We start from the raw sequence: 21,752 nt of genomic DNA on the forward strand, positions 1-21,752 counted from the left end.
TCCAGTAATTTTGGACGAAAGATCAGAAATCACAGGCTCATTTCATTTTGGAAACAAGGGCTCCGTTCAGGCTCATTTCATATTGGAAGAGACTGATGTTACGCACTTCGCTGTCTTTTACTACTATCAGTAGTATTTTGTCTGAATGGACAAGCACTACATATAGTAGAGGTGCGTAACATCAGTAATTAATAATACTCAGTTGTCCTGTACGAATACGCTGTGGATGATCGCCTACCGGAAAGCTTGCTACTTCACGAGCTTCATCAAATGAAATAACAGACACTCGATCTTGCTGGCTGACAGAAACATAGCAATACTTTCCATCATGACTTTCTGTTGCCCAGTATGGCTTCGCACCTAATGGTTCTTCTGAAAGTTGGATGGTTTCATATTCGAAAGTTTCCCGGTCAACAATGGCGGCGTATCCAGACATGGTGCCCGCAACGCAGAGTTTGTCTCCTTGTTGATTTAAAGCAAGGCCATGGTGTGCAGAGTTCAACTGATATTGTAGAGTGCTTAACTCCTGAATGGATTGTGGAACCGGGAGCTCAATACGACGAGTGACTTTTTGCTGCTCGACATCGTACTCAAAAAAGCCGTGATAAAAAGAAACCTGCAGATAAACAAATTTTCCATCGGGAGCAACGGCCATAGGGCGGACTGCGCTGTCGATCCAGGGGAAGCCAAACTCTTCCAATTTTTCTCCCATATCCACCCGTTGCAGAACCTCATAGGTTTCAGCATCGACCACTTGAAACCAGCGATCTCCTTTCAGCCAGTCCAGCCAACTGCTGGTAAAAGGAACATAAACCTTGCCAATGCTAGCGTGATAAATGAGCTTGCCATCTTTTGAATAGGTGTTTTCGTGAGGCTGGTCTCCAGAAGAGAATTCACCGATGATCTCGCCGGTTGCTGTGTCAATGGCTTGTACTTTTCTGGCGGTTGAGGCGGATACCAGAAAAGTTTTTCCGTTAGGAGCAATGGCTGAATGGTCTGAGCGATAGCCTTCGACCGGTGTTCTCCATGTGATCTTTCCGGTATTCACATCAAGAGCAATCACATCAGCAAAGCTCGGGCGGGAAATAAACAAGTGCTTTCCATCGTTGGAAGGAAACATGTCGTCTACCAGCTGGAAATGACCTTCACCAATGACTTCTTTGATCAGCGTAGTCATAACCGTTCGTTTGAAACCATCATAAATATCTTCAAGACGATCTGCTTTGTCCGGGACGGCATCGAGAGTCTTGATACGCTTATGAGTATGAGGGTCATAAATATCAACGGTACCATCCCAATTATTACCAACCACAATGACGTCTCTAAGGGGTGTCTCTATCGTGGTCTCAAGACTGGCAACTGGCTGGGTAAGAGCTATTGATAATGGAGCATTCAAAGTCTCTGATGCAAAGGCGCTTTGAAATGATATTGCCGTGATAAAACTGAGAAAAGGTACTGAAAACTTCACCTGATCTGATCCTTTTTATTTTTATGGAGGGTGAGAGTCTATATTTTTTGGATCTATAGTTCCATTTAGTTATTTATACGCTCCCGTGACCGTTTATGGATACATAGTGAACAAGGGATTTAGCCTGCGTCTTCTTCCTCTGGAGGCGGAGGGAATTGGCACAGATCCATATCCCCGACCTTCGTTGTTTCGCAGGTTTCATTGCCGTCAGCATCCAGCATGCTGTTCCACCTTCCTGTAGAGTCGGTCACTAGTGTTGGTGCATTGCCACTGCCATCCCAAATGAGGGTGTCAGATACCGCAACAGCGCTGACCGAAAAGTTAGTTGCAGTGGCATTGGTCACTCGCAAATTAAAGTTAGGGTTGCCGGATTCGGGGCTCTGGGTGAAATAAACCTGCGGCACCCCATTAGCGTTTGCAGCACCGATGTAGGTGCCATTTTGAGCTCTGTATCGCTCCATGGCGGCACTCAAGCCTGTCAGGCTGATTCTTGCATCATTGAGTGCAGCATTCAGGACGTAGCTCTGATAGCTGGGTAATGCAATCATCGTCAGAATACCGAGAATGACCACTGCGATCATCATCTCAATCAAACTGAAACCATTCATCTTTTTCATAATACAAACTCAATGAGCAAGGGCTTTCAAGCGCTGAAAGCCCGGGGTGTATCTAACGAACCTGACGCCAGTAGGTGGTCTGTTTATCAGCACCGATTTCCAGCGGATCGCATTCAGCACCGACACAGACTAGGGCATCTTTACTGCCTTCCGGGAAGAGTATGCTGGTGTTGGGTGGTAACCCACTGTTGGCAAGATTGCTGTATCGGTCGCTGGTCGTCAGACTTCCATCGTCGTTTTCATCTTTTACTGGCGTACCGGTCTGTAAATCAACTGCATAAGCTCGGGCTTTACCGGCAACCGGGTTACAAGTGTTCGACACCTCGTTGGATGGCAGGTAAGTATTAAAGTACATTACCTCTTCAAAGGTGACAGTCTCAGTCATTACCTTTTCACCGGCCTCCAGAGTAATAAACCAACCTTTTCTATCATCTTCTGTGGTGGTACCAAAGGCATCCTCTGGTGATACGGAAAGATCATGGGTGATATCCAGCAACTGGTTATTACCATGTTTCAAAAGCGTATGAGCCGGTACTTTTCGCTCTGATGCATTAGCCGCTGTGACTTTCGGGTTGCCAAAGGAAGGCGTTGCCAGCGAATAGGCTCGATCCTGAACGTATTCATTGACCCGACTCAAAGGATCTGGTCGGTTTCCGGAGCCAATAGCCAGCGCCAAGTGAGTCGCTCCGTTTAAACGGAACAGAGAGGCATCAGGCTCAACGTAAAAACGACGTGAGTTTTGTTTCTGTATAATGCCCCCATCCATTTGTGTATTGGCGTTAGGCCCAAGATAGGCAAAAACGCCTTCGTCTTTTGCCCAGCGACCATCACCATCGCTGTCAGAAGGCCAGACAAGTTGATTCATGGCGCTGTTATTTGAAACGACACATTCAGACGTATCAGACGATGTGCAGTTATTGATAAAGAGCCTCCAGATTTGTCCACCCACATCGGCAAACAAAAGCTGATCAGCTAGCCCGTCCCCTTCCAGATCAATCACTCTAACGCCACCAGGGATGCTGTAATTCATCTTGGTGAGCTCGAGTTTGGCCGTGCTGTCGTTACTGGCAGACCAGATCAGCGCACCAGTTTTTGCATCGACAATGTAAATGGCATTGCCAATAGCGTCGGTTTGATAAAGTGAAAGTTTGTCCTGTTCCGGATCATAACCACCGCTGAAAATCAGTACGTCTCTGATGGTACTGCCGGTTTTGATTTTGGTTTTGACAGGCTTTGACCAGGTTTGCCCAAGGCGTTCAAAGCCTGCGTCACCGCCGGCGATTTTCCAGAGTAGTTTTGGTGAATTTGGCGTGGTGACATCCAACGCATAATAGCTTTTCCCCCCGCGACGCATGCCTGCATACGCATAAACAAACTCTCCGGCATTGACCCTGCTGGCATCCAGAAAGTCCTTCTCTGTATCGTAATTCAGCGTGTCATAGCCACCAAAAATAACACCATTGTTGTTTACATCATTTATCCAGAGTGTTGGTGATCCATCCATTCCATAAGGACGACCATTGCCTTGTGTGCGATCCGTGGTGTCATTGCTGTTCAGTTTATCGATGTTAGGCAATAACTCACTGGGCATGAAGGAGAACAACTCTTTCCCGGTGATGGAATCAATACCATGGAAGAAACCATCATTGGTGCCAAAGAAAATACCCAGCTCCTGCTGATCATGTCTTATCAGGTCACCGGTAGTCGGATCTTGTTGAGTCAAGTATTCCGGGCATGGGTATTGCTGAACTTTGCAGCGATAAGTGACCAGTGCCGGAGTTGAGTGGAGAGGATCGCCTAGCCATGTGGATGGCTGGCGGATCCAGTCCAGTATCTCGTTACGTCGAGTAGTTTCGGATGGTGGCAGGCCTAGAGCCGTTGTAGTGAGGGTGCCATTGTCACGATGCAGGCGATGACTGTTTTGATTCAGCGTAACAGCATTACCAGCCGGGTTGTTACCAAGGTAAGTCAGCAGTTTTCGATCGGTTGCTACAGGCAGGTTACCGCCAGCGCCGCCGGTATTGACTTTACGTCCATCAACTTCGTCACTCCAGAAACTGAAAGCGGTTTCCTTGAAAAAGCCGGTGCTCTTGTCAACGGCTAATTCTGGACGCTGATCGTAGACATCCAGTGTGAGTCCGTTTTCAGGGTCTTCAATCAGTTGATATCGCTTCAGGTTGCCTTCCCAACGATCCGTTTTTGAAGGTTTGAACACAGAATAATAAACCTGAGACAAGTGTCGTGAGTTATTAAACTGGTTTGCGGTTACCCCAGGGCTTACAAAGCTGGATTCATCTTCAATAATATCCGACACGATATTGCTGAAGGCCTTAGCAAGTTCGGCAGCATTGTCCGCAGTGTAAGATTTTCCACCACCATTATCGGCCACATCATCCAAAAAGTTTTTGACGGTTTGGTTGTTTTTCAGTCCAAAGGCAATGGTGTGAGTGAAAACGTTCTGGCTGCCAGTCATGGAAGGATTGAGATCATCATCGTGCAGCCAGGTAGCCAGTGTTCTCGAGCAACGTTCACCGTCGTAAGATGAGTCGTAGCTGCAGCTATTGCTGCCAGTCAGACGATTGATGTTATTTTTTGCGGTAGACGTATTGTTGTTCGCTTCCCCATCGGTTAACAGTACGACATAGTTGTTCTGGCACACATTGTTGATCGGGCTTTCTTCACCATCTTTGCCATCTTTAAAGTATTTAGCGGCCTCATAGTAAGTGGGCGTGATTGGCGTACCACCACCGGGGTACATTTTGTTGACCAGAGTTATTAGATGGTCTTTTACCTTGTAACTGCTGTCAGCATCAAGCCCACCGGAAGCCACTTTGATCACCAACCGAGGCGACAGCCCAGGGTTCTCATCATAGCTGATCACTTCACGGTAACCGTGTGTTGTTGATAGCAGCAATGTCAGATTGTTGCCTGCTTTCCAGTTATCCCGGTCAACAATTTCCTGAATAACACTACTGATGTCTGGGGATTGATAACTCCGGTTTCTTTCCCATGCCGCTAAAGACCAGTCGGTTAATGCCTGAGTTTTTCTCCGGTTAGAAATATTGCCGTCTTTCGGGACGATGGCTGACGCACTATCGGTATCATGAGCCTGTATTCGGAGGTTGGTTGAATCGTTTCGGCTACTGTATGCCGTCAGCTCCAGTCGAGCCTCAAGGATTTGTATACCTTGTTTGATAGGCAGTCGTGTGTAGTGCAGACCCGTTTGGTAATAGCCAGAACCAATACGTAAGCTGTCTTCTTTTTCGTAGACGTCTCTGTAATAGTTTTCGTAGGCATCATTAGAAAAGCTTTGAATACGGGTGTCGAGCTGCTCATTTTTACAGCCATTTTCGCCACCGGTATATTCTACATTCAGTCGGGGCTTTAAAGCGGAGCTTCCATCAAAACTGAAAGCCTCCCGAATACCTTGTGATCCAGCAAGTTGGTTGATGTAAAAAGTGGCAGCATCATTTCCGCACCAGTCAGTATTATCAACTATCTGCTGAATCAGGCTCGTTACATCGGCAGAGTACTTTTCCGGGCTTTGATCATCACCCGCCTCCCACTCTTCTGGCGTCCATTCAAGAGGGCCGAGTTTAGTTCTACTGGATAGGTCGTTATCACTGGCAGTGAACGGATCATTGTTGCTGCCGCCTGGCTCACCGGCCCAAATTTCCAGAGTGGAATCTGCTTCACTATCTGCTTTTGCTGTCAGTTCGAGAGAGGCGGATGTGATAGTTGCACCCTGAGGAACACCAAGCCCTTGAAACCGTAGGCCGGTAAGATAGTTGTCGCTGACTCCAGAATCCCGGTACTTAATCGTTAGAACAGGGGCTTTGCTCTGATTATGCCCATTCCTCTGAACTTTGTAAGCTGGCAGACTTTCTCTATTATCTGAGTCGTTTACATTAAAAAATAACACGCGATTATTAAGGCTTTCACCAGCGTTTAAATTTAATCTGGAGTCGTCCAGCAATGATTGAATGACGGATGAAATATCAGGTGTCGTATAGATTCTGTCCTGGTTCCAGTTGGCCGTTTCCCACTCGACAGAGTCACTGGTTTTTTGTCGATCCCGGTAACTGGCGTTGCTTTCGCACCTTCCTTGCTCATCGCATCGGTCAAAAGATTTTGGCTTCTTTTTAACTTCTGCCAGAATCTCCATCTCTACGGTGTTTCTTTTTGATTCAGCAGCAATGAAACTCACTTTTGCGTCTTCAATGACCGCTCCAGCAGGAAGGCCAAGGTTTCTAAAATAGAGAGCGTTACGGTATTGGCGGTCAACATAGCCAAAGCGAATACTGTGCCCACTTTGTTCCAGGTAGTATCGAGACTGACTGCCTTCTGCGTTATCAATGTATTGGATGATAGGCACTCTGATCTCTTTTATACCCCCAGCGCGGCTAAGCGTTGTCGCATCACCGCCAAGGGGTAATTCTTCTGAAGTCAGCACAACATGGCCAGAGGAGGTTTCATAGCCATCATCAGAACTGGTGAGAATTTCTGGCTTTCCATCGGTGATCACTGTGGAGCCGATGGGTTTATCAATGTCGGTAACAGGAAACGTTAATTGACTGCTTTCACCATCTCTTGCCCACAGCTTCATAAGGCCAACATTCAGGCCAGATGAATTTTGCATAATGGCTTCAAAGGATTCTTGCATGATCTCCATGCGGGACGGCTCATTGGTGTATTTATTGCCATTGACATCCCACTCCATGGAGCCAGAGTTATCAAGCACAAACAGAACGTTGGGTTTTACGCTACTGTCAAGATTAGGGTTGTGCAGATAGATGTCGGTGTCGTCTGCCCAGGTGAATGAAGCAGCAGATAAATAAAAGGCGCTGGTCAGTGTTACCAGGCTTTGTTTAAAGCGTTTGGAAAAATACATAAAACAGCCCTGTTACTGATCCAGCGTTCTTATTTGATAGCCCTGCTCAAGCTCGGAGACAATTTGATAACCCGATATTTCGGATGTGCTGGTGGTTTCGTATAGATAAATTTGTGGCAGGCCTTTACCGACACCCAGACTGTTTCCTGAGTCAGAAACTTTTTCCTGTAGCGTCGTGTTGGTTGTTGCCTGAGTGGTGAGGCCGGTAGTCGCATCGTCGTATTCATAGACTTGTTCCGGCAAGGTACCGGCAGTCGCTCTGTCGAGGGCAAAGCTGCTGTTTTCTAACAAGCGTTGAGTACTATCAAGGGCGCTGTCGGCCGCTTGAAATGCAGTGTTCTGCAATTGATAAGTGAGTGATGTCCGTTGCCCCATGGTAGAAAGCCGGGTGCTGCCAATAGCGACCATGGTGATCAGTAACAGAATGATCAGTGATACGAACAGTATGGCGCCTCTCTGGTGGTCATGCTTGAGTCCCCCTTGAATAACCATCACTATTACCCCTGATTTCTAAGTTGAATCGTTGTTGTAAACACTCTTCTCAACCGACGGTCATTGCTGACCAGTGTCTTATTATTGTTCAGGTTGAGAATATCGAAGCGCAGTTGCTGATTGCCTTCAATGACATTATTGCTGGCTGCGATGACCAGACTGATGCGGATGTGTGTCGTCATTCCCGGGTTGCAATTACCGTTATCAAAGGTGTTCTGGTCGCAACCCATGGTGTAACGAATCTTGCTGCCATCCTGAATGCCATAGAGAACCTGAAGGTTTTCTACGCCTTCAACCATCTCTTCATCATCACGAAACAGGGCAAAGATAGGTTGACCATCACTGCCGACCCTTCCTGTTTGGCGAATGTCGTATATAAGGCCGGTGGTAGAACCGATGTTGTAAAGCTCGGGGCAGCGCTGTTCATCCGCTGCACATTCCGGAGGGATAACATAATCCTTTAATGAGATAGGCGAATTGCCCTGACCAATAGCGATCAGGAACTCGCTGGTAAAGGTTTCTGTTGGATCAGCCTTACATTCATGGGCATTGGTGCTGGGTTTGAAAACGGCTAACTGCCTACCATCTGAAACCATGAGTACATCATCGGACGAGTAGCAAAGCTTTTTGTTAAGAGTAATCAGGCCTGTTTGGTCGGCAGCTGTCACACGAACTGGACCAAGTGAGGAATTAGGGTCAAGAATATCGTTGGAGAAAAACATTTCTTCGGCTCTTAGAATGGCCAGCGTATCACTGGATTCAAGTCGGGTAAGAGCGTTGTTATTTGTCGGGTCGCCTGTGCCTTCAACACCGATGACTGACTGGTTATCAAAGTCGATCAGAGAACCTGTGGTTACCTCAGTATTGGCAGAGGTATCGCTGCCACGGTAGCCAGCCATGCGGACATCACGTTTGATCATTTCCATTGCAATACGAGCGCTGTCTTGTATTTGAACCAAAGCGCTGTCGGATGCACTGGAGCGGGTGTTGTCCAGAAACATGCGCATAACACCCAGCATCAGTAGAGAGCTGAGCACAAGGGCGATCATCAGCTCGATCAGACTGATGCCGGATTGGTGATGTTCTGGCATAAATTTACTCATGATCACAATTCAAAAGTCATGTCATAAGACTGGTTCATTTGACCAGCACCGTACTGACTCTCACTCCACGACAACTGCAGTGTTATTTCATTGATGTCTTGCTGGATCATTGCCTGACCACTGATATTTTGCAGTTCATTTTGCCATTCAATAATATCTTCTCTTGCCAGCTCCTCTGTGCCACAGCCGGTGGCAAGGCAATTGGGCGAGGCTTGAGCCTGATTCAGGTTAGCGACATAAAAATTCATTTGTTCTGGGTTTCGTCGCATTCTTTCGGCCAGATCGTAAGCGAGTATGGTGGCCTGGCTTCTTGAGAGAGAACTGCCAGACGTTTGCAAACTGAGCAGTTGCAAGCCTGCCATGCCAAGAAGGCTGATGCTTAAAATAAGTAGGGCAACCAGAACCTCTATCATGGTGAAGCCGCCGGATTTTATGGTGCGCATATTGGTGCCCCTCCTGTTCTGGCCTGACCCGCGCCGTTCAACCAAATGCCGCGAGCAGAGGCAGTGCCTCTGGTGTCGCAAAGGCTGAGTTGTATAGATGAGTCCAGTGTGCCCTGATTGGTGAAATTGATTTGGGTACGACCCTGAAGCGTGTTGTCACCTTCCAGAGCATCGGATACCTGAAGAATGTTTATTCCTTCCACAACAATGAAGCCGTCACTCCAGTTGCCATTAACGTCACAATCGATACCGTCAGCGGAGCTGCAAACAGTAATGGCAATACCATTAGCCGAAGCCTGGCTGCGGGCAAATTGCAGTGCCGCTAGAATTCTGTTGGTTTGTGATGACAGCCGGCTGTCTTGAATGCTTGATTCAAAACTTGGGTAGGCAATAGCAGAAAGGATTCCCAGTATGGCGATGGTGACCATCAGCTCCAAAAGGGTGAAACCTTTTTGGTCGTGTTTTGTCATTGTTATCTTATGGATGAGTAAATAAGTCTTTAATTTTTGTGAAATAGATCACATGTGGTCGGAGTCATCCATTAACAGAAGATAAACGGCAGTTGTTTTAGATGAGTTGCATTTTTGTGATGAATGTCATGTTTTTCAGTGAGGTATGTGTAGCTGTCACATGTTCAGGGAAAATCACTTGACCGTCGGTCGAATGAATCCAGCTTCTAGACTTGCGCCATAAACACTTTATTAGTAGCTACTTATAGTTACAGGTAGTGATCAACCAAGGATTCGGTTATGAAGTACGGTACAGGTTTGAGCACTTTACGGGGACGTCTCCTAAAGATTCTTAGCTTTTTAAGAACCGTCATGTATAGACGGTGTGCCTATATCAGTCGACAACGTGGTGTCTCCCTCGTCGAGCTGCTTATCGCTTTGGCTATGGCCGCAATTCTTGTTTCTGTTGCGGTTCCTTCTATGAAGCTCTTTATCGTTAAAACCCGAATTGCCACTACAGCCGATGAAGTCTATGGGAGTTTGATGCTGGCCAGATCGGAAGCAATTAAACGACAGAGAACGGTTTCACTTTGCAGCACGTTGGATAATGCGACCTGTGATGAAACCAATGGTGGTTGGCACCACGGATGGCTCATTTTTACTGATGAGAGTGATGATGGTGTTCTCAACGGGAGAGACCAGTTAATTCGTCGTGTGTCGGATGTATCGAACTTGATCTCCATAACATGGAATCGAGGATCCAACCTTCGATTCAATAGTCGAGGACAGACGACGCAAGCGGGTACTTTTCAGGTCTGTGATCGGGAAAATGACGGGCTTGATGCAAAGGCCATTGTTATCAGTATGACTGGACGATTGCGCACGGAGAATCAAGAATCATGCAGTTAGGAAGGCGTTGTACACGACAATCTTCTCTTTATCAGAGAGGAGTTGGACTGATTGAAGTACTGATCAGCTTATTGATCGTTGCGACTGGCGTACTGGGTATGGTTGCTGTTCACAGCAGCAGTATGCAATTTAATCAATCCTCCTATATCCAGTCTCAGGCAACGTTCCTTGCAACAGACATGCTGGATCGTATTCAGGCGAATGCGGACGTTGCGAAAAACAGTAATGACTATCGAGTTGAGCTAGATGAGTTAACGTATAACCAATGTGTCGCCAGCAATTACCCTGTGAGTTGTGAGTCTTCAAGTTGTAGCCCTGAACAGCTGGCTTTATACGATGTCAAGCAGTGGAAATTTCAACTGATATGCCAGATCCCCGGCACAAAGGGAGCTATTAGTTACAGCGATAGTAGTAGCCACAGGGTTTACACCATTCAACTGAGTTTTCCTAATATGGGTAACCGGGTTCCCCTGAGCGATATTGTGTTAAGGGGGATATTATGACATTCATAAAAGTTAAGTCTGTTCGAGCGCAGGGTTTTTCCTTAGTTGAACTCATTATTGCTTTATTGCTTGGGCTTATTCTGTTCTCAGGTGTGGGCCACCTGATTCTGGGTTCCAGTCGATCATGGGCTCTCCAGGATGAATTGTCTCGTATTCAGGAGAGCGCCCGGCTGACCCTTGATCTGGTCGGTCAGACTATCAGTACGGCGGCTTATACAGGCTGCCCGTCTCAAGCCAGTTTGGCGAATATGTTGAGCTCTAATGCTGATAACAGACAGTGGATGGCGCATTTTGATAAGGGAGTTCTCGGCCTCTCGGCCGGCACTGCAGTTAAACAACAGCTGGACAGTAACGCTATTTCTGAAGCCATTATTGTGCACCGTCTGGATCGTGATTCTGCTCAGATCATCACGGGGCATGATACGGGTAATGCAAGATTGTCTCTGGTCAGCCAGCACTCCTACGACGAAGGCGATCTTCTGGCATTAATATCTCCAGATTGCGGTCAGATTTCCATTTTTAGAGCGGGTGGAGCAACGGGAAGTCGGGTCATAACACACCCAGCATCAAACAGCGGTAGCTTGAATAACTGCGTCAGCCAAATGTATGGCGACTTCACCTGTGAGGACACTTCGCTCGAATCCAGTAATACAAGTCATGAAGGTTCTGTGTTGCTGCCTTTGGAGACTTATGCCTTTTATTTAAGAAATAGTAACGGGATACCAACACTGTACCGAAAAAAGGCGGGTGAGTATGAGAGCGGTAACAGCATTAATGCTGAGGCATTGGTTGAAGGTGTGGAAGGCCTATTAATTCGTTATGGTCTGGATAGTGATAACAACGGTGTTGCTGATCAGTACCTCTCTGCTGCAGAAATAACGCCTTACAGCTCGGATTGGCTAAACGTGATCAGTGTGAAGTTGGAAATTTTGGTGAGGAGTTTTACGGAGGTTGCACCATCACCGCAGGCCTATTTTTTTGCCGGACAATCAGTGTTGCCCAGTGACAACTATGTGCGTCGGAGTTTTATGCGAACCATCAAGTTGCGTAACCGGGGGCTGAAATGAAAAGCATGGAGACACCGGTAAAAGGCAGTGTATTGTTAGTCAGTTTGATCATGCTTTTAGTGATTACTGTGACGGGTTTGACGGCAGTGAAGATGGCCACTCTTGAAGAAAAAATGAGTGGTAATTATCAGGATCAGCAAATGGCGTTCTTTGCTGCTGAAGCGGCTTTGAAAGAGGCCGAAAAATATATTGCTGAAAGCTCTCTATCGTTAACTGGATTTAACCAGGCTTGTGAAAATGGTTTTTGTTTTTCGGGTGTTGAAATAAATGACGTTGGTGGCTGTGTTCCAGGAAACTCTGAGCCTTGGGAAGGGGATGCCATTTGGAGTAATAGCAGCAATCACCGGGAAACGATTGTGACGGTTAGTGGTATTTCTGCCAGCGCCAAATATATTATCGAGTTTCGCTGTTACATTGCTAAAGAGTCAGAAGGGCCGTTGGCTGACCCTTCAGATCTTGGAGACTGGGCGATGTACTATCGCATTACTGCGTTGGCCACCGGTGGCAGTAGTGCCTCACGGGTAATGCTTCAATCGTCGTATAAAAAAAGCAGTTAGAAAAATAGGTTAAACCTAAGGGGTTGTGATCATGGACAGATTAGCCTCACAACATATTTACGGATTGGTTGCCGGATTGATTTTGCTGATGGCATTGCAGGTAAATGCTGCGCCGGAATCAAGCCATTATGCTGCCAAACCCCCTTTGCTGAGTAATACCTCTGCACCGTTGGTGATGCTGGCGATGTCGGTGGATCATGAGCTATTTAAAAAAGCCTACAGCGATTACACCGATTTGGATGCAGATGGTGAACTTGATACCAGCTATGAAGACGGTTTTGATTATCTTGGTTATTTCGATAGCAGCTGGTGTTATCAATTTACTTCCAACCGATTTCAACCCATTGCTATGGCAACCGGTGAAAATAGACATTTCTGCACGACATCAACTGCGCCCTGGAGTGGGAACTTTCTAAATTGGGCAAGCATGTCTCGTATGGATATTCTGAGAAAAGTATTGTTTGGCGGCAAGCGTTCCACTGATACAACCACTTTGACCGTTCTGGAAAGAGCATATCTGCCGAGAGATGTTCATGCATTTGGCAAGGTATATGACAGCAGTCGTTCAGGTGTCAGTACTTTGAATTACACGCCTTACAATGAGTCGTCAGTGAGTCTTTGTAATGTGGCTGAGTATGAAAATGGCACACCAACACTACGCGTAGCTCGTGGTTCTTGGCCTCGTTGGAGCTCAACGGCAGCAATGCAGTGTCAGTGGGGCAGAACGGATAGTCCGCCTTACAGCAATTATTTAACGTCGCATAATGTATACGTAGAAGCCTGTGTTGATGGTAAAGATGCGGCTACCTCCTCTCGCTGTAAAACGTATCCTAACGGCAACAGTAAGCCCGTTGGATTGCTTCAGCAGTATGGTGAGTCCGGAGCCATCTGGTTTGGTTTACTAACAGGCAGTTATGATAAAAATATTTCCGGAGGAGTTCTCAGGAAAAACATTGGAAAGCTGGCCGGTAATGAGAACAGCAATCTTGATGAAGTTAACCTGAATACAGGGCAGTTCAAGTCTATTCAGGGCATTATTCATAACATCAATCAATTCAGAATAGCCCGATACAGCTATTCCCAAAATATCTATACAGATTGTAATACCTATGGGATTTCTGTAAGCAGTTTCAAACTCAGTAGAGGGACAAGTTCGACTCGACGATGTACTAACTGGGGGAATCCTCTTTCCGAAATCTATCTGGAAACGCTACGGTACTTTGCAGGGCAGCGCTTACCAACCAGCAGTTTTGATACCAGCCAGGATGCCCGGTTCGTGCCTGGTATTACCCGTGCGAGTTGGAGTAATCCAATGAATCATGAGAATGCCTGTGCTAACTGTTCGATTATTCTGTTGTCTACTGGTTTGAATTCATTTGATGCAGACCAGCTTTCTTCCAGTCTTGATCTTCCTGGATTGAACGGCACCGCTTCCGTCAATGACGCAACTGATGCTGTGGGAGAAATGGAATTTGATGGCGCCTTTGCAGGTAATTATCTGGTGGGCGGAACGGGAGGTACGCGGCACTGTCGCAGTAAGTATTTGAGCGGTTTGTCTCAGGCTATAGGTATTTGCCCAGAAGTACCTCAGCTGGAAGGTGGTTATCACTTGGCTGGATTAGCCTGGTATGCCAATACCTCCGATCTGCGCCCCAGCCTTGCAGGAAAGCAGTCAGTTCGAACGTATGCGATTGAACTGGCGGAATCCATTCCAAACTTCACACTGGATGTTGATGGCAAGGCATTTAATTTTCAGCCTGTCTGTCAGGCCAGTTCTAATTTTGGTAATGGCCCTTCAAACTTTAGTGGTGGTGGCTCTGACTGTACGTTAATTGATGTAGTCGTGGATTCACTGGTCAAAGACAGTGAGGGTAACGTTGTTCAAGGACGACTGACGTTTGTCTGGGAAGATTCTTACTGGGGTAATGACTATGACTTTGATGCGGCTTCTGAAATTCAGTTCTGCGTGGGAAGCCATTGTAACGGACTTTCTTCGGGCCCATTAAATGGTACAAACTTAACGGATGACCAAGTGAGAATGTTTGTTCAGGTAAAAGGCATTTATGCGGGCTTGAATATGCGTTTTTCTTACACCGTTACCGGTGCTAATTCAGTGGATGATGGCCTCCAAACTAATAGTTTTGTCTATAAATCCCTGAATAATCAGTATTACGATGGCGATAGCAGTACCAGAGTGTTTAGCGTATCTGCAGATGCGGCCAGCACTCTGCCTAAACCGATGTTTCTTGCCGCTAAATATGGCGGTTTTATTGATCTGGATGGTGATAAAACACCGGGGCACGATGGCAATGGCGATGGTTTACCAGATACAGATAATAATCGTGAATGGGATACTCGCAATAACCTGACTGGGGCCCGTGGCTCAGATGGCGTGCCCGATAATTATTTCTTCTCCAGGAATCCAACATTACTGGCCAGCCAGCTTGGTCAGGTGCTTGAAGATATTTCTAGTCGAGTGTCGTCTGCTACCAACGCTGCTCTTTTTGCTAATAGTTCAACGGGGACTGGTGCTATCTATCAGGCACTGTTTCAACCGAATCTGGAAGTAAATGGTAAATCGATTACCTGGGGCGGCATTCTCCATTCGTTGTTTATTGATAACAAAGGCCACATACGGGAAGACGGTAACCGTAATGCAAGGTTGGATGATTACTCTGAAGACAAAATAATTGAGTTATATTTTGACCCCAACTCCAGCCAGACAATGGTACAGAGATACAGCACCACAAACTCCGGCGTTACCCGAGAAGTGGATGGTTCTCTACAATCACTGTCTTCTTTGAAGACGATCTGGGATGCCCGGGATCAGTTGTCTCAGTTGTCAAATGTAACGGATCAGCGAAACTACCACCTGCCTGCTTCCGGTGGACGACATATGTTCACTTGGTTGGATGCCAATAATAATTCGCAAGTGGATGATGGTGAGCAGCGACCATTTGTTCCTTCGTCGTTTACTGGAAATGCTGGCTTTTTAGGGGTTTCTTCTTCCGAAGTAACCCCTTTGGTGAATTACATTAGAGGGCAGGAATCCGACAATACCCGTTCAAGGACGATTGATTATGATGGCGATGGTTTGGATGAAGTCTGGCGACTGGGCGACATTGTTCACTCAACGCCCCGTGTTGTTGCAGCACCGGACAGCCGATACGATGCCTGGTTTAAGGACAGCAGCTATAAAGCGTTTCGTAATCATTATCTGAACCGACGTCATGTGCTTTATGTGGGCGCCAATGATGGTTTGATCCATGCGTTTAATAGCGGATTCTGGGATGAGAGCGAATTCAGTTATGTGCTGACAGCAGAAAATAATGAAGTCAGTCATCCTCTAGGCTCTGAGATCTGGAGCTATGCGCCAATGAATTTGTTGCCGCACCTTCGCTGGTTACCAGAAGAAGATTATCCTCATGTTTACTACATGGATTCTGAACCTCTTGTTTTTGATGCCAATATTTTTGAAGAAGATGCTGATCACCCGGGAGGTTGGGGCACCGTTCTGGTGGTGGGGATGCGATTTGGTGGCGGTAACATTGAGATCACCGTAGATGATGAAAATAGAACCATGCGTTCTGCCTGGGTGGTGCTGGATGTTACTAATCCGGAGCAGCCACCGGAGTTACTGGCAGAGATCACCCATCCCGATATGGGCTTCACCACGGCCAGACCAGCGTTGATAAAGCGGCGAGTAGCTGGCGTTGATGCCAGTGGTGAGGCTGATTGGCGCCAGCCTGTTCAGAATGACTGGTATCTGGTGATGGGCTCCGGACCTTCTGGCAGCACTCAGGCAGAGCTTCGATCAGCGCTGGATCATGGAACTGCCGATCAAAACTTGCATCTTTTTATCTATGATTTGAGCAATAAATCGTTTGTTTCTGGTTTTGACCCTCTTCTTACATCATCTCCGGCCTCTTATGCCGGGGATATCATTACTGAAGATTGGAATAGAGACTTTCAAGATGACGTCGTTTATTTTGGCACGGTAGAAACCGGAGGCAGTCAGCTGGATGGTAAGTTGATGCGGTTGAAGCTCTCCACAGATATCGAAAATTCGACCTTAAATGTGTTATTGGATGCGGGTCAGCCCATTACAGCACAACCTTTAACCGTAACCGATAGTGACAGTTATTGGGTCTATTCTGGAACTGGGCGATTGCAAACCTACAACGATAATCGCGATGCATCAGCCAACTATTTTTACGGACTTCGTGAGCCTTTAAATGATTCCAAAGATCTAACCTATGGCTCGGTGAGCCAGAGCAACCTTGTGAATGTTGGTAATGTTGCCGTGTTTGGTAATGGCGATGTGCTTCTGAAATCCAATCTTAGCTACGATCCTTTTATTATTGATTCGCAAACCGTTGAAAGCTTTGATGACCTCAAAAATGAGGTGGCTGCCCGTGGAGGCTGGAAGTTGCCGTTGAGCGTTGATGGCGTTTCACCTTCAGGTCGTAGTGTGAACAGAGTGACCCGGCAATTCACGCAAATCCTGTTTACGGAATATCAGCCTTCTGACAACAGTTGTTCTATCGATGGCATTAGTTCGCTGTTTGCCGTGCATTATCAGACTGGCACGGCATCTCCTTCTGCGGTGTTGGGTTATGTGCCCATTGAAAGTTTGGAGTTGGAAAGAAGCCTGAAAAGCATTGGGCTTGGTATCGGTTATGCCTCTTCACCCGTTGTGCACAGAGGGGAAGCCGGGAAATTGTCAGCCATCACGCAAGGAGCAGGTGGCAGTATCAGTTCCACAGGTTTGGATTATAGGTTCAGTTCTGAGGGGCGTCAGAGCTGGTGGCAGATATTCAAACTGCCCTGGGTAGAATAATGAAGCCGGTTCAATCAGGAAGTAATCGATCCCATAAAGGGTATACGCTGGGTGAGCTTATGATTGTCCTGGTGATTATCGGTATTCTTTCATCCATTGTTTACCCATCCTACAGTCAGTATATGTTCGAGACCCGTCGAAGTGACGCATGGGTTGCTCTGACCAACGCAGCAGCAGCTCAGGAACGTTGGTATTCTGTTAACTTCAGTTTTACTGATGAGGTTGTCAATCTGGGTGGTGGCTCTTCACCAGAAGGGTTTTATGCGATTTCCGTTGAATCCAGCTCAACATCCTATCGGATAACGGCCACAGCGATTGACACAAAGGTGCAGGCCAGTGATACAGGGTGCACCGTGATCACGCTGGATCATTTGGGTATTCAGTCTCCAAATGACTGTTGGAAATAGCATCTTATCTAATCACAAAATTTACCTCGCAAAAGCAAAGATTCAATATTCAACCCAACCAGAATCCGCCGATATCCATCTGAGATAGCCCCTAAGGTCGATAAGGTTGCTTATTTTATGGAATCCGGAAGTACAGAGACATTACGTGTCCTCATGGTTGGTGCCGCGCAGGAGGAAGCTGATGCTTGCTTGAATGCATTAAGAGAGTCGGGGTATGCCACTCGAGCAGTTCTGGTCAGTGATCCTAAAGAGCTAAGTTCGAAGATTTCTGTACTCCCTCCCTGGGATTTACTGATAACCATCAATAAGCCTGAGTCCATGGGCACTTCTCAGGTTTGTGATTTCTTAAGCCAGAAAAATATCGACCTTCCAGTCATTGTTATGCTCACTGCTGATGATGACTCAGATCCACTTTCTTTCGTTAAGATGGGAGCCAGAGCCGTCATACCTATTGATGATGGGGATTATCTGACGACCATCACTGCCAGAGAGTTTGATGCGCTGAAGGCACGGCGGCATCATCGCCGTATGAGTGTTGCTTTATATGAGTCAGAGAAACAGAGGCGGATTCTTCTGGATGATCAGGTTGATCCGGTTATTTATATCAGTAACGGTAAAATCCAATACGCCAATGCTGCATTTTCAACCTTACTGGGTCTATCAAAAAGTGAGCGGCTGGATGGTAGGGCGTTCAAAGAATTTATCAGTGAAAAAGACCAAAAGGATGTCGAAGAATTTTTATTCAATGTTGAAGACAGTGGTCAGGCTTTTGCAGCCGTTCAGTGCAGTTTATCAGGTAAAGACGGCACTGAAATATCAACTAGAACGGTGATTTCGGCTACGTCTTACCATGAGCAGTTTGCTCTGAGTTTGCAGATTCATGCAGACTCTGAGGAAGAAGGCATCAAAGATATTCCTGCTCAGGTGTTCCATCGCAGTGAAGAGACGGTGTTTGATAGCAAGCACTTTGATCAATTCCAGCAGCTTGTTGATGTGGCAGTGCAAAAAGCCGTATCAGGAAAGGGAAAGGATACGCTGTGTTGTATCCATATTGATACGCTAAAGGAAATCAATGCTGAGCATGGTCTGAGTGCCAGCCAGAGCCTGGTTGCAGTTGTCGCAGCGGAAATTGGCGCATTTCTTGGTGATACTCGTCCCTTCACAAACTTGGGTGGCGGTAGTTTTGCAGCGCTTTTGAGGGAGGGGGAAGAAGAAAAAATACGCCGAAAAGTAACCGACCTGCTTGCGACAGTCACCACTAAAGATGTGGAGGTCGAAGGAAAATTGTTGCAAGTGAAGCTATCACTTGGTGCCGTTATTTTCGGTGAAACCAGTGATGATGCTAAAACCATGCTGTCCCAAAGCCGTCAGGCTGCGGTGATGGCCTATAAGCAAGGTGGCAATCAGCTTTGTTTTTATCAGAAAAGAAGAGATGTTAAGCCAGTCCACTCTGTAGAAAAACATCTGGCTGGTCTGGTCAGTCAAGCGCTGAAAAACAAAAAACTGAAATTGACTTACCAGCCGTTGATTTCGCTATCGGGATCCTCGTTAGAGTACTATGAAGTATCGCTTAATATTATTGATGCTCAGGGACGCGAGCATAAGGGATCTGTCTTCCGGCCAAAACTGGAGAAAATCAGTCTTTGGAATAAGGTTGACCAATGGCAATTGATTGAAGCCAGTAAAGCGTTGAAGGCAAAAAGAAAAGAAGGTAAAGATACTCGTTTGTTGGTGCAACTGGGTGGTTATGCTGTTTCAGATGCAAAGTTCCTCCCATGGATGAAGGTCGCTCTGAGAGCTGCAGGTATTCCTGCATCAGCATTTGCCGTAGAACTGAGCGAAATAAATATTGCTCGCTACGGGAATAGAGTAAGTGACTTTTTAAAAGAGCTTAAAGCCATGGGGTGTCAAACGGTTATCAGAGATTTTGGCTGTAGCGTAAATCCATTGACGGCCATAGAAAAACTGGATGTTGATTTGGTCATGCTGGACCAGTCTTTTACTGAAGACCTTGATGAGCAAAACAAGCAGGATGAACTTCAGGTTATTATTGAAGGTCTTAATAAAATTGGCAAGCAGGTTATCGTACCTGGCATTGAAAGTGCAGAAGACATGGCTCCAGTCTGGCAGTTTGGTGCAAATTTTATTGAGGGTGACTACGTGCATCCACTATCAGAGCGGATGGACTTCAACTTTGACGGTTAAAAGCCGTCAAAATCGTTTCGATTAATATCCTCCCAGTCATTTCAATTTACAGATGCCCCCGGTTGCAAGACAATACCGCATTATTTTCATACTGCGATTTGCCGAAGTCTGAGTGACTTTCTCTGTTTTGCAGTTTCATAACAAAGGGGATAGGCAGGTATTTCCATGTCAGTAAAACTCAATATGGTCATGGCCCAGCTCAATCTGGTGGTTGGTGACATTGATGGAAACACCTCCAGAGTCATTGATGCTGCTGAACAGGCTCGGGATCAACTGGCCGCCGATACCATCGTTTTCCCGGAGTTAACACTCTGTGGCTATCCACCAGAAGACCTTCTGCTCCGCCCCAGTCTTATTCTACGAATTGAACATGCCCTGAACCGTCTTAAAGCCGTTAAAGGTATTGATCTGATTATTGGTGCGCCTTTCATGGGGGCTAATGGTCTGGAAAATCAGGCGCTGGTAATACGAGATGGTGAAATACTGGTTCGGTATGGCAAACAGCACCTGCCTAATTATCAAGTATTTGATGAGAAACGTTATTTTGTTAAAGCTCAGGAAACCGTTATTTATTCCTGTAAAGGCGTAAATGTGGCGCTGTTGATCTGTGAAGACCTCTGGTATCAAGGGCCAGTTCGGAGAGCGAAGGAAGCGGGAGCTGATCTGATCATCAGTTTGAATGCGTCGCCCTTCCATATGAATAAGCAGTCTCTGCGGCATCAGACGATCCGCGAACGTTGTACTGAGTTTGGTCTGCCTGTGCTTTATACCAATATGGTGGGCGGACAGGATGAACTAGTGTTTGATGGTGGCTCCTTTGTCATGAATAGCAGTGGGGAGCTTGCTTTTAGTGCACCTTATTTTGAAGAAGGTTTGCACTGTGTGAGCTTTGATCAAGAGACTAACGCCTTTGACAAAGGCGACATTGAAGCGATTCCTGAACTGTGCTCACAGGTTTACGATGCTCTGGTAACCGGTGTGCGAGACTATGTGAATAAAAACGGCTTCAAGGGTATTGTGCTTGGTTTATCTGGTGGTATTGATTCAGCGCTGACGTTAGCTATTGCCACCGATGCTCTGGGCAAAGACCGTGTAGAAGCGGTGATGATGCCTTACCGCTATACCTCGAATATGAGTCTTGAAGATGCAGAAGAAGAAGCGAATATTCTTGGGGTGAACTACAAGGTTTTGCCCATTGAACCCATGTTTGATGCCTTTATGAGTACATTGGATTCAGAGTTTGCGGGCTACCCAAGGGATACCACGGAAGAAAATCTTCAGTCCCGTTGCCGCGGTGTGATGTTGATGGCCATTTCCAATAAAAAAGGTTATCTGGTTCTAACCACGGGAAACAAAAGTGAAATGGCCGTTGGTTATGCAACTCTGTATGGCGATATGGCCGGCGGCTTTGATGTGCTGAAAGATGTGCCTAAAACCTTGGTGTTCAAATTATCGGAATACCGAAATACCCGAGGCTATGTTATCCCCCAGCGAGTCATTGAGCGCCCGCCCTCTGCAGAGCTTGCTCCAGATCAGGTGGACGAAGACAGTCTGCCGCCTTATGATGCTCTGGATCGTATTCTGGAACTTTACATTGAGCAGGATTGCAGTGCAGAAACCATCATCAAAGAAGGTTTTGAGCGAGATGAGGTTTATCGAGTGCTGAGGCTGGTGGACATTAACGAATACAAACGTCGACAGTCTGCTATTGGAACCCGCATAACTCCAAGAGGCTTTGGCCGGGACCGACGATACCCGATTACCAATGCATGGAAACCAGGGGTGTAAATACTACCACCTA

15 protein-coding genes are annotated in these 21,752 nt (G+C 46.6%); 8 read left to right on the forward strand and 7 right to left on the reverse strand.

Features of this window, described 5'->3' with window-relative positions:
• Positions 1-181: 181 nt before the first annotated feature.
• From AKL11_RS00250 to AKL11_RS25825, 7 genes are all read right to left on the reverse strand, one after another.
• Positions 182-1,468: a YncE family protein gene (locus tag AKL11_RS00250; RefSeq protein ID WP_095210047.1), complete on the reverse strand. Its 1,287-nt coding sequence runs from the start codon at positions 1,466-1,468 to the stop codon at positions 182-184.
• 119 nt (positions 1,469-1,587) lie between these two features.
• Complete coding sequence (locus AKL11_RS00255; RefSeq protein ID WP_067514431.1) at positions 1,588-2,085, reverse strand: type IV pilin protein; 498 nt, start codon at positions 2,083-2,085, stop codon at positions 1,588-1,590.
• A 52-nt stretch (positions 2,086-2,137) separates the two neighbouring features.
• Positions 2,138-6,976 carry a DNRLRE domain-containing protein gene (locus AKL11_RS00260; RefSeq protein WP_067514433.1) on the reverse strand — a complete coding sequence of 1,613 codons (4,839 nt, stop codon included), beginning with the start codon at positions 6,974-6,976 and terminating at the stop codon, positions 2,138-2,140.
• Positions 6,977-6,988: 12 nt separating this feature from the next.
• A complete protein-coding gene (locus AKL11_RS00265) occupies positions 6,989-7,468 on the reverse strand; it encodes a pilus assembly PilX family protein (protein WP_067514435.1) in 480 nt (159 codons plus the stop codon).
• Between the two features lie 5 nt (positions 7,469-7,473).
• Positions 7,474-8,571, reverse strand: a complete 1,098-nt coding sequence (locus tag AKL11_RS00270) for a PilW family protein (RefSeq protein WP_067514437.1) — start codon at positions 8,569-8,571, stop codon at positions 7,474-7,476.
• A gap of 2 nt (positions 8,572-8,573) precedes the next feature.
• Complete coding sequence (gene pilV, locus AKL11_RS00275) at positions 8,574-9,014, reverse strand: type IV pilus modification protein PilV (RefSeq protein WP_067514439.1); 441 nt, start codon at positions 9,012-9,014, stop codon at positions 8,574-8,576.
• Positions 9,002-9,484 (reverse strand): GspH/FimT family pseudopilin, encoded by a 483-nt coding sequence (locus AKL11_RS25825; protein WP_067514446.1) that lies wholly within the window; start codon positions 9,482-9,484, stop codon positions 9,002-9,004. Before AKL11_RS25825 ends, pilV (AKL11_RS00275) begins: the two co-directional genes overlap by 13 nt.
• A 351-nt stretch (positions 9,485-9,835) precedes the next feature.
• On the opposite strand from AKL11_RS25825, the gene AKL11_RS00285 reads away from it, so the two are divergent.
• The 8 genes from AKL11_RS00285 (at position 9,836) to AKL11_RS00320 (ending at position 21,739) form a co-directional block, all read left to right on the forward strand.
• Positions 9,836-10,372: a GspH/FimT family pseudopilin gene (locus tag AKL11_RS00285; protein ID WP_067514450.1), complete on the forward strand. Its 537-nt coding sequence runs from the start codon at positions 9,836-9,838 to the stop codon at positions 10,370-10,372.
• Positions 10,363-10,875 (forward strand): type IV pilus modification protein PilV, encoded by a 513-nt coding sequence (pilV, locus tag AKL11_RS00290; RefSeq protein WP_067514452.1) that lies wholly within the window; start codon positions 10,363-10,365, stop codon positions 10,873-10,875. Before AKL11_RS00285 ends, pilV (AKL11_RS00290) begins: the two co-directional genes overlap by 10 nt.
• On the forward strand, positions 10,872-11,942 hold the full coding sequence (locus tag AKL11_RS00295) for a PilW family protein (RefSeq protein ID WP_067514455.1): 1,071 nt from the start codon (positions 10,872-10,874) through the stop codon (positions 11,940-11,942). Before pilV (AKL11_RS00290) ends, AKL11_RS00295 begins: the two co-directional genes overlap by 4 nt.
• Positions 11,939-12,499, forward strand: a complete 561-nt coding sequence (locus AKL11_RS00300) for a pilus assembly PilX family protein (protein ID WP_067514459.1) — start codon at positions 11,939-11,941, stop codon at positions 12,497-12,499. Before AKL11_RS00295 ends, AKL11_RS00300 begins: the two co-directional genes overlap by 4 nt.
• Positions 12,500-12,530: 31 nt before the next feature.
• Positions 12,531-17,339: a pilus assembly protein gene (locus AKL11_RS00305; RefSeq protein ID WP_067514461.1), complete on the forward strand. Its 4,809-nt coding sequence runs from the start codon at positions 12,531-12,533 to the stop codon at positions 17,337-17,339.
• On the forward strand, positions 17,339-17,746 hold the full coding sequence (locus AKL11_RS00310; protein WP_067514463.1) for a type IV pilin protein: 408 nt from the start codon (positions 17,339-17,341) through the stop codon (positions 17,744-17,746). The genes AKL11_RS00305 and AKL11_RS00310 overlap by 1 nt, the downstream gene beginning before the upstream one ends.
• 117 nt (positions 17,747-17,863) lie before the next feature.
• The gene (locus AKL11_RS00315; protein ID WP_095210050.1) at positions 17,864-19,951 is read left to right on the forward strand and encodes an EAL domain-containing response regulator; all 2,088 of its coding nucleotides are present in this window, start codon (positions 17,864-17,866) and stop codon (positions 19,949-19,951) included.
• 165 nt (positions 19,952-20,116) lie between these two features.
• Positions 20,117-21,739: an NAD+ synthase gene (locus tag AKL11_RS00320; protein WP_067514467.1), complete on the forward strand. Its 1,623-nt coding sequence runs from the start codon at positions 20,117-20,119 to the stop codon at positions 21,737-21,739.
• Positions 21,740-21,752 lie beyond the last annotated feature (13 nt).

This window comes from Endozoicomonas ascidiicola (assembly GCF_001646945.1).
GTDB lineage: Bacteria > Pseudomonadota > Gammaproteobacteria > Pseudomonadales > Endozoicomonadaceae > Endozoicomonas > Endozoicomonas ascidiicola.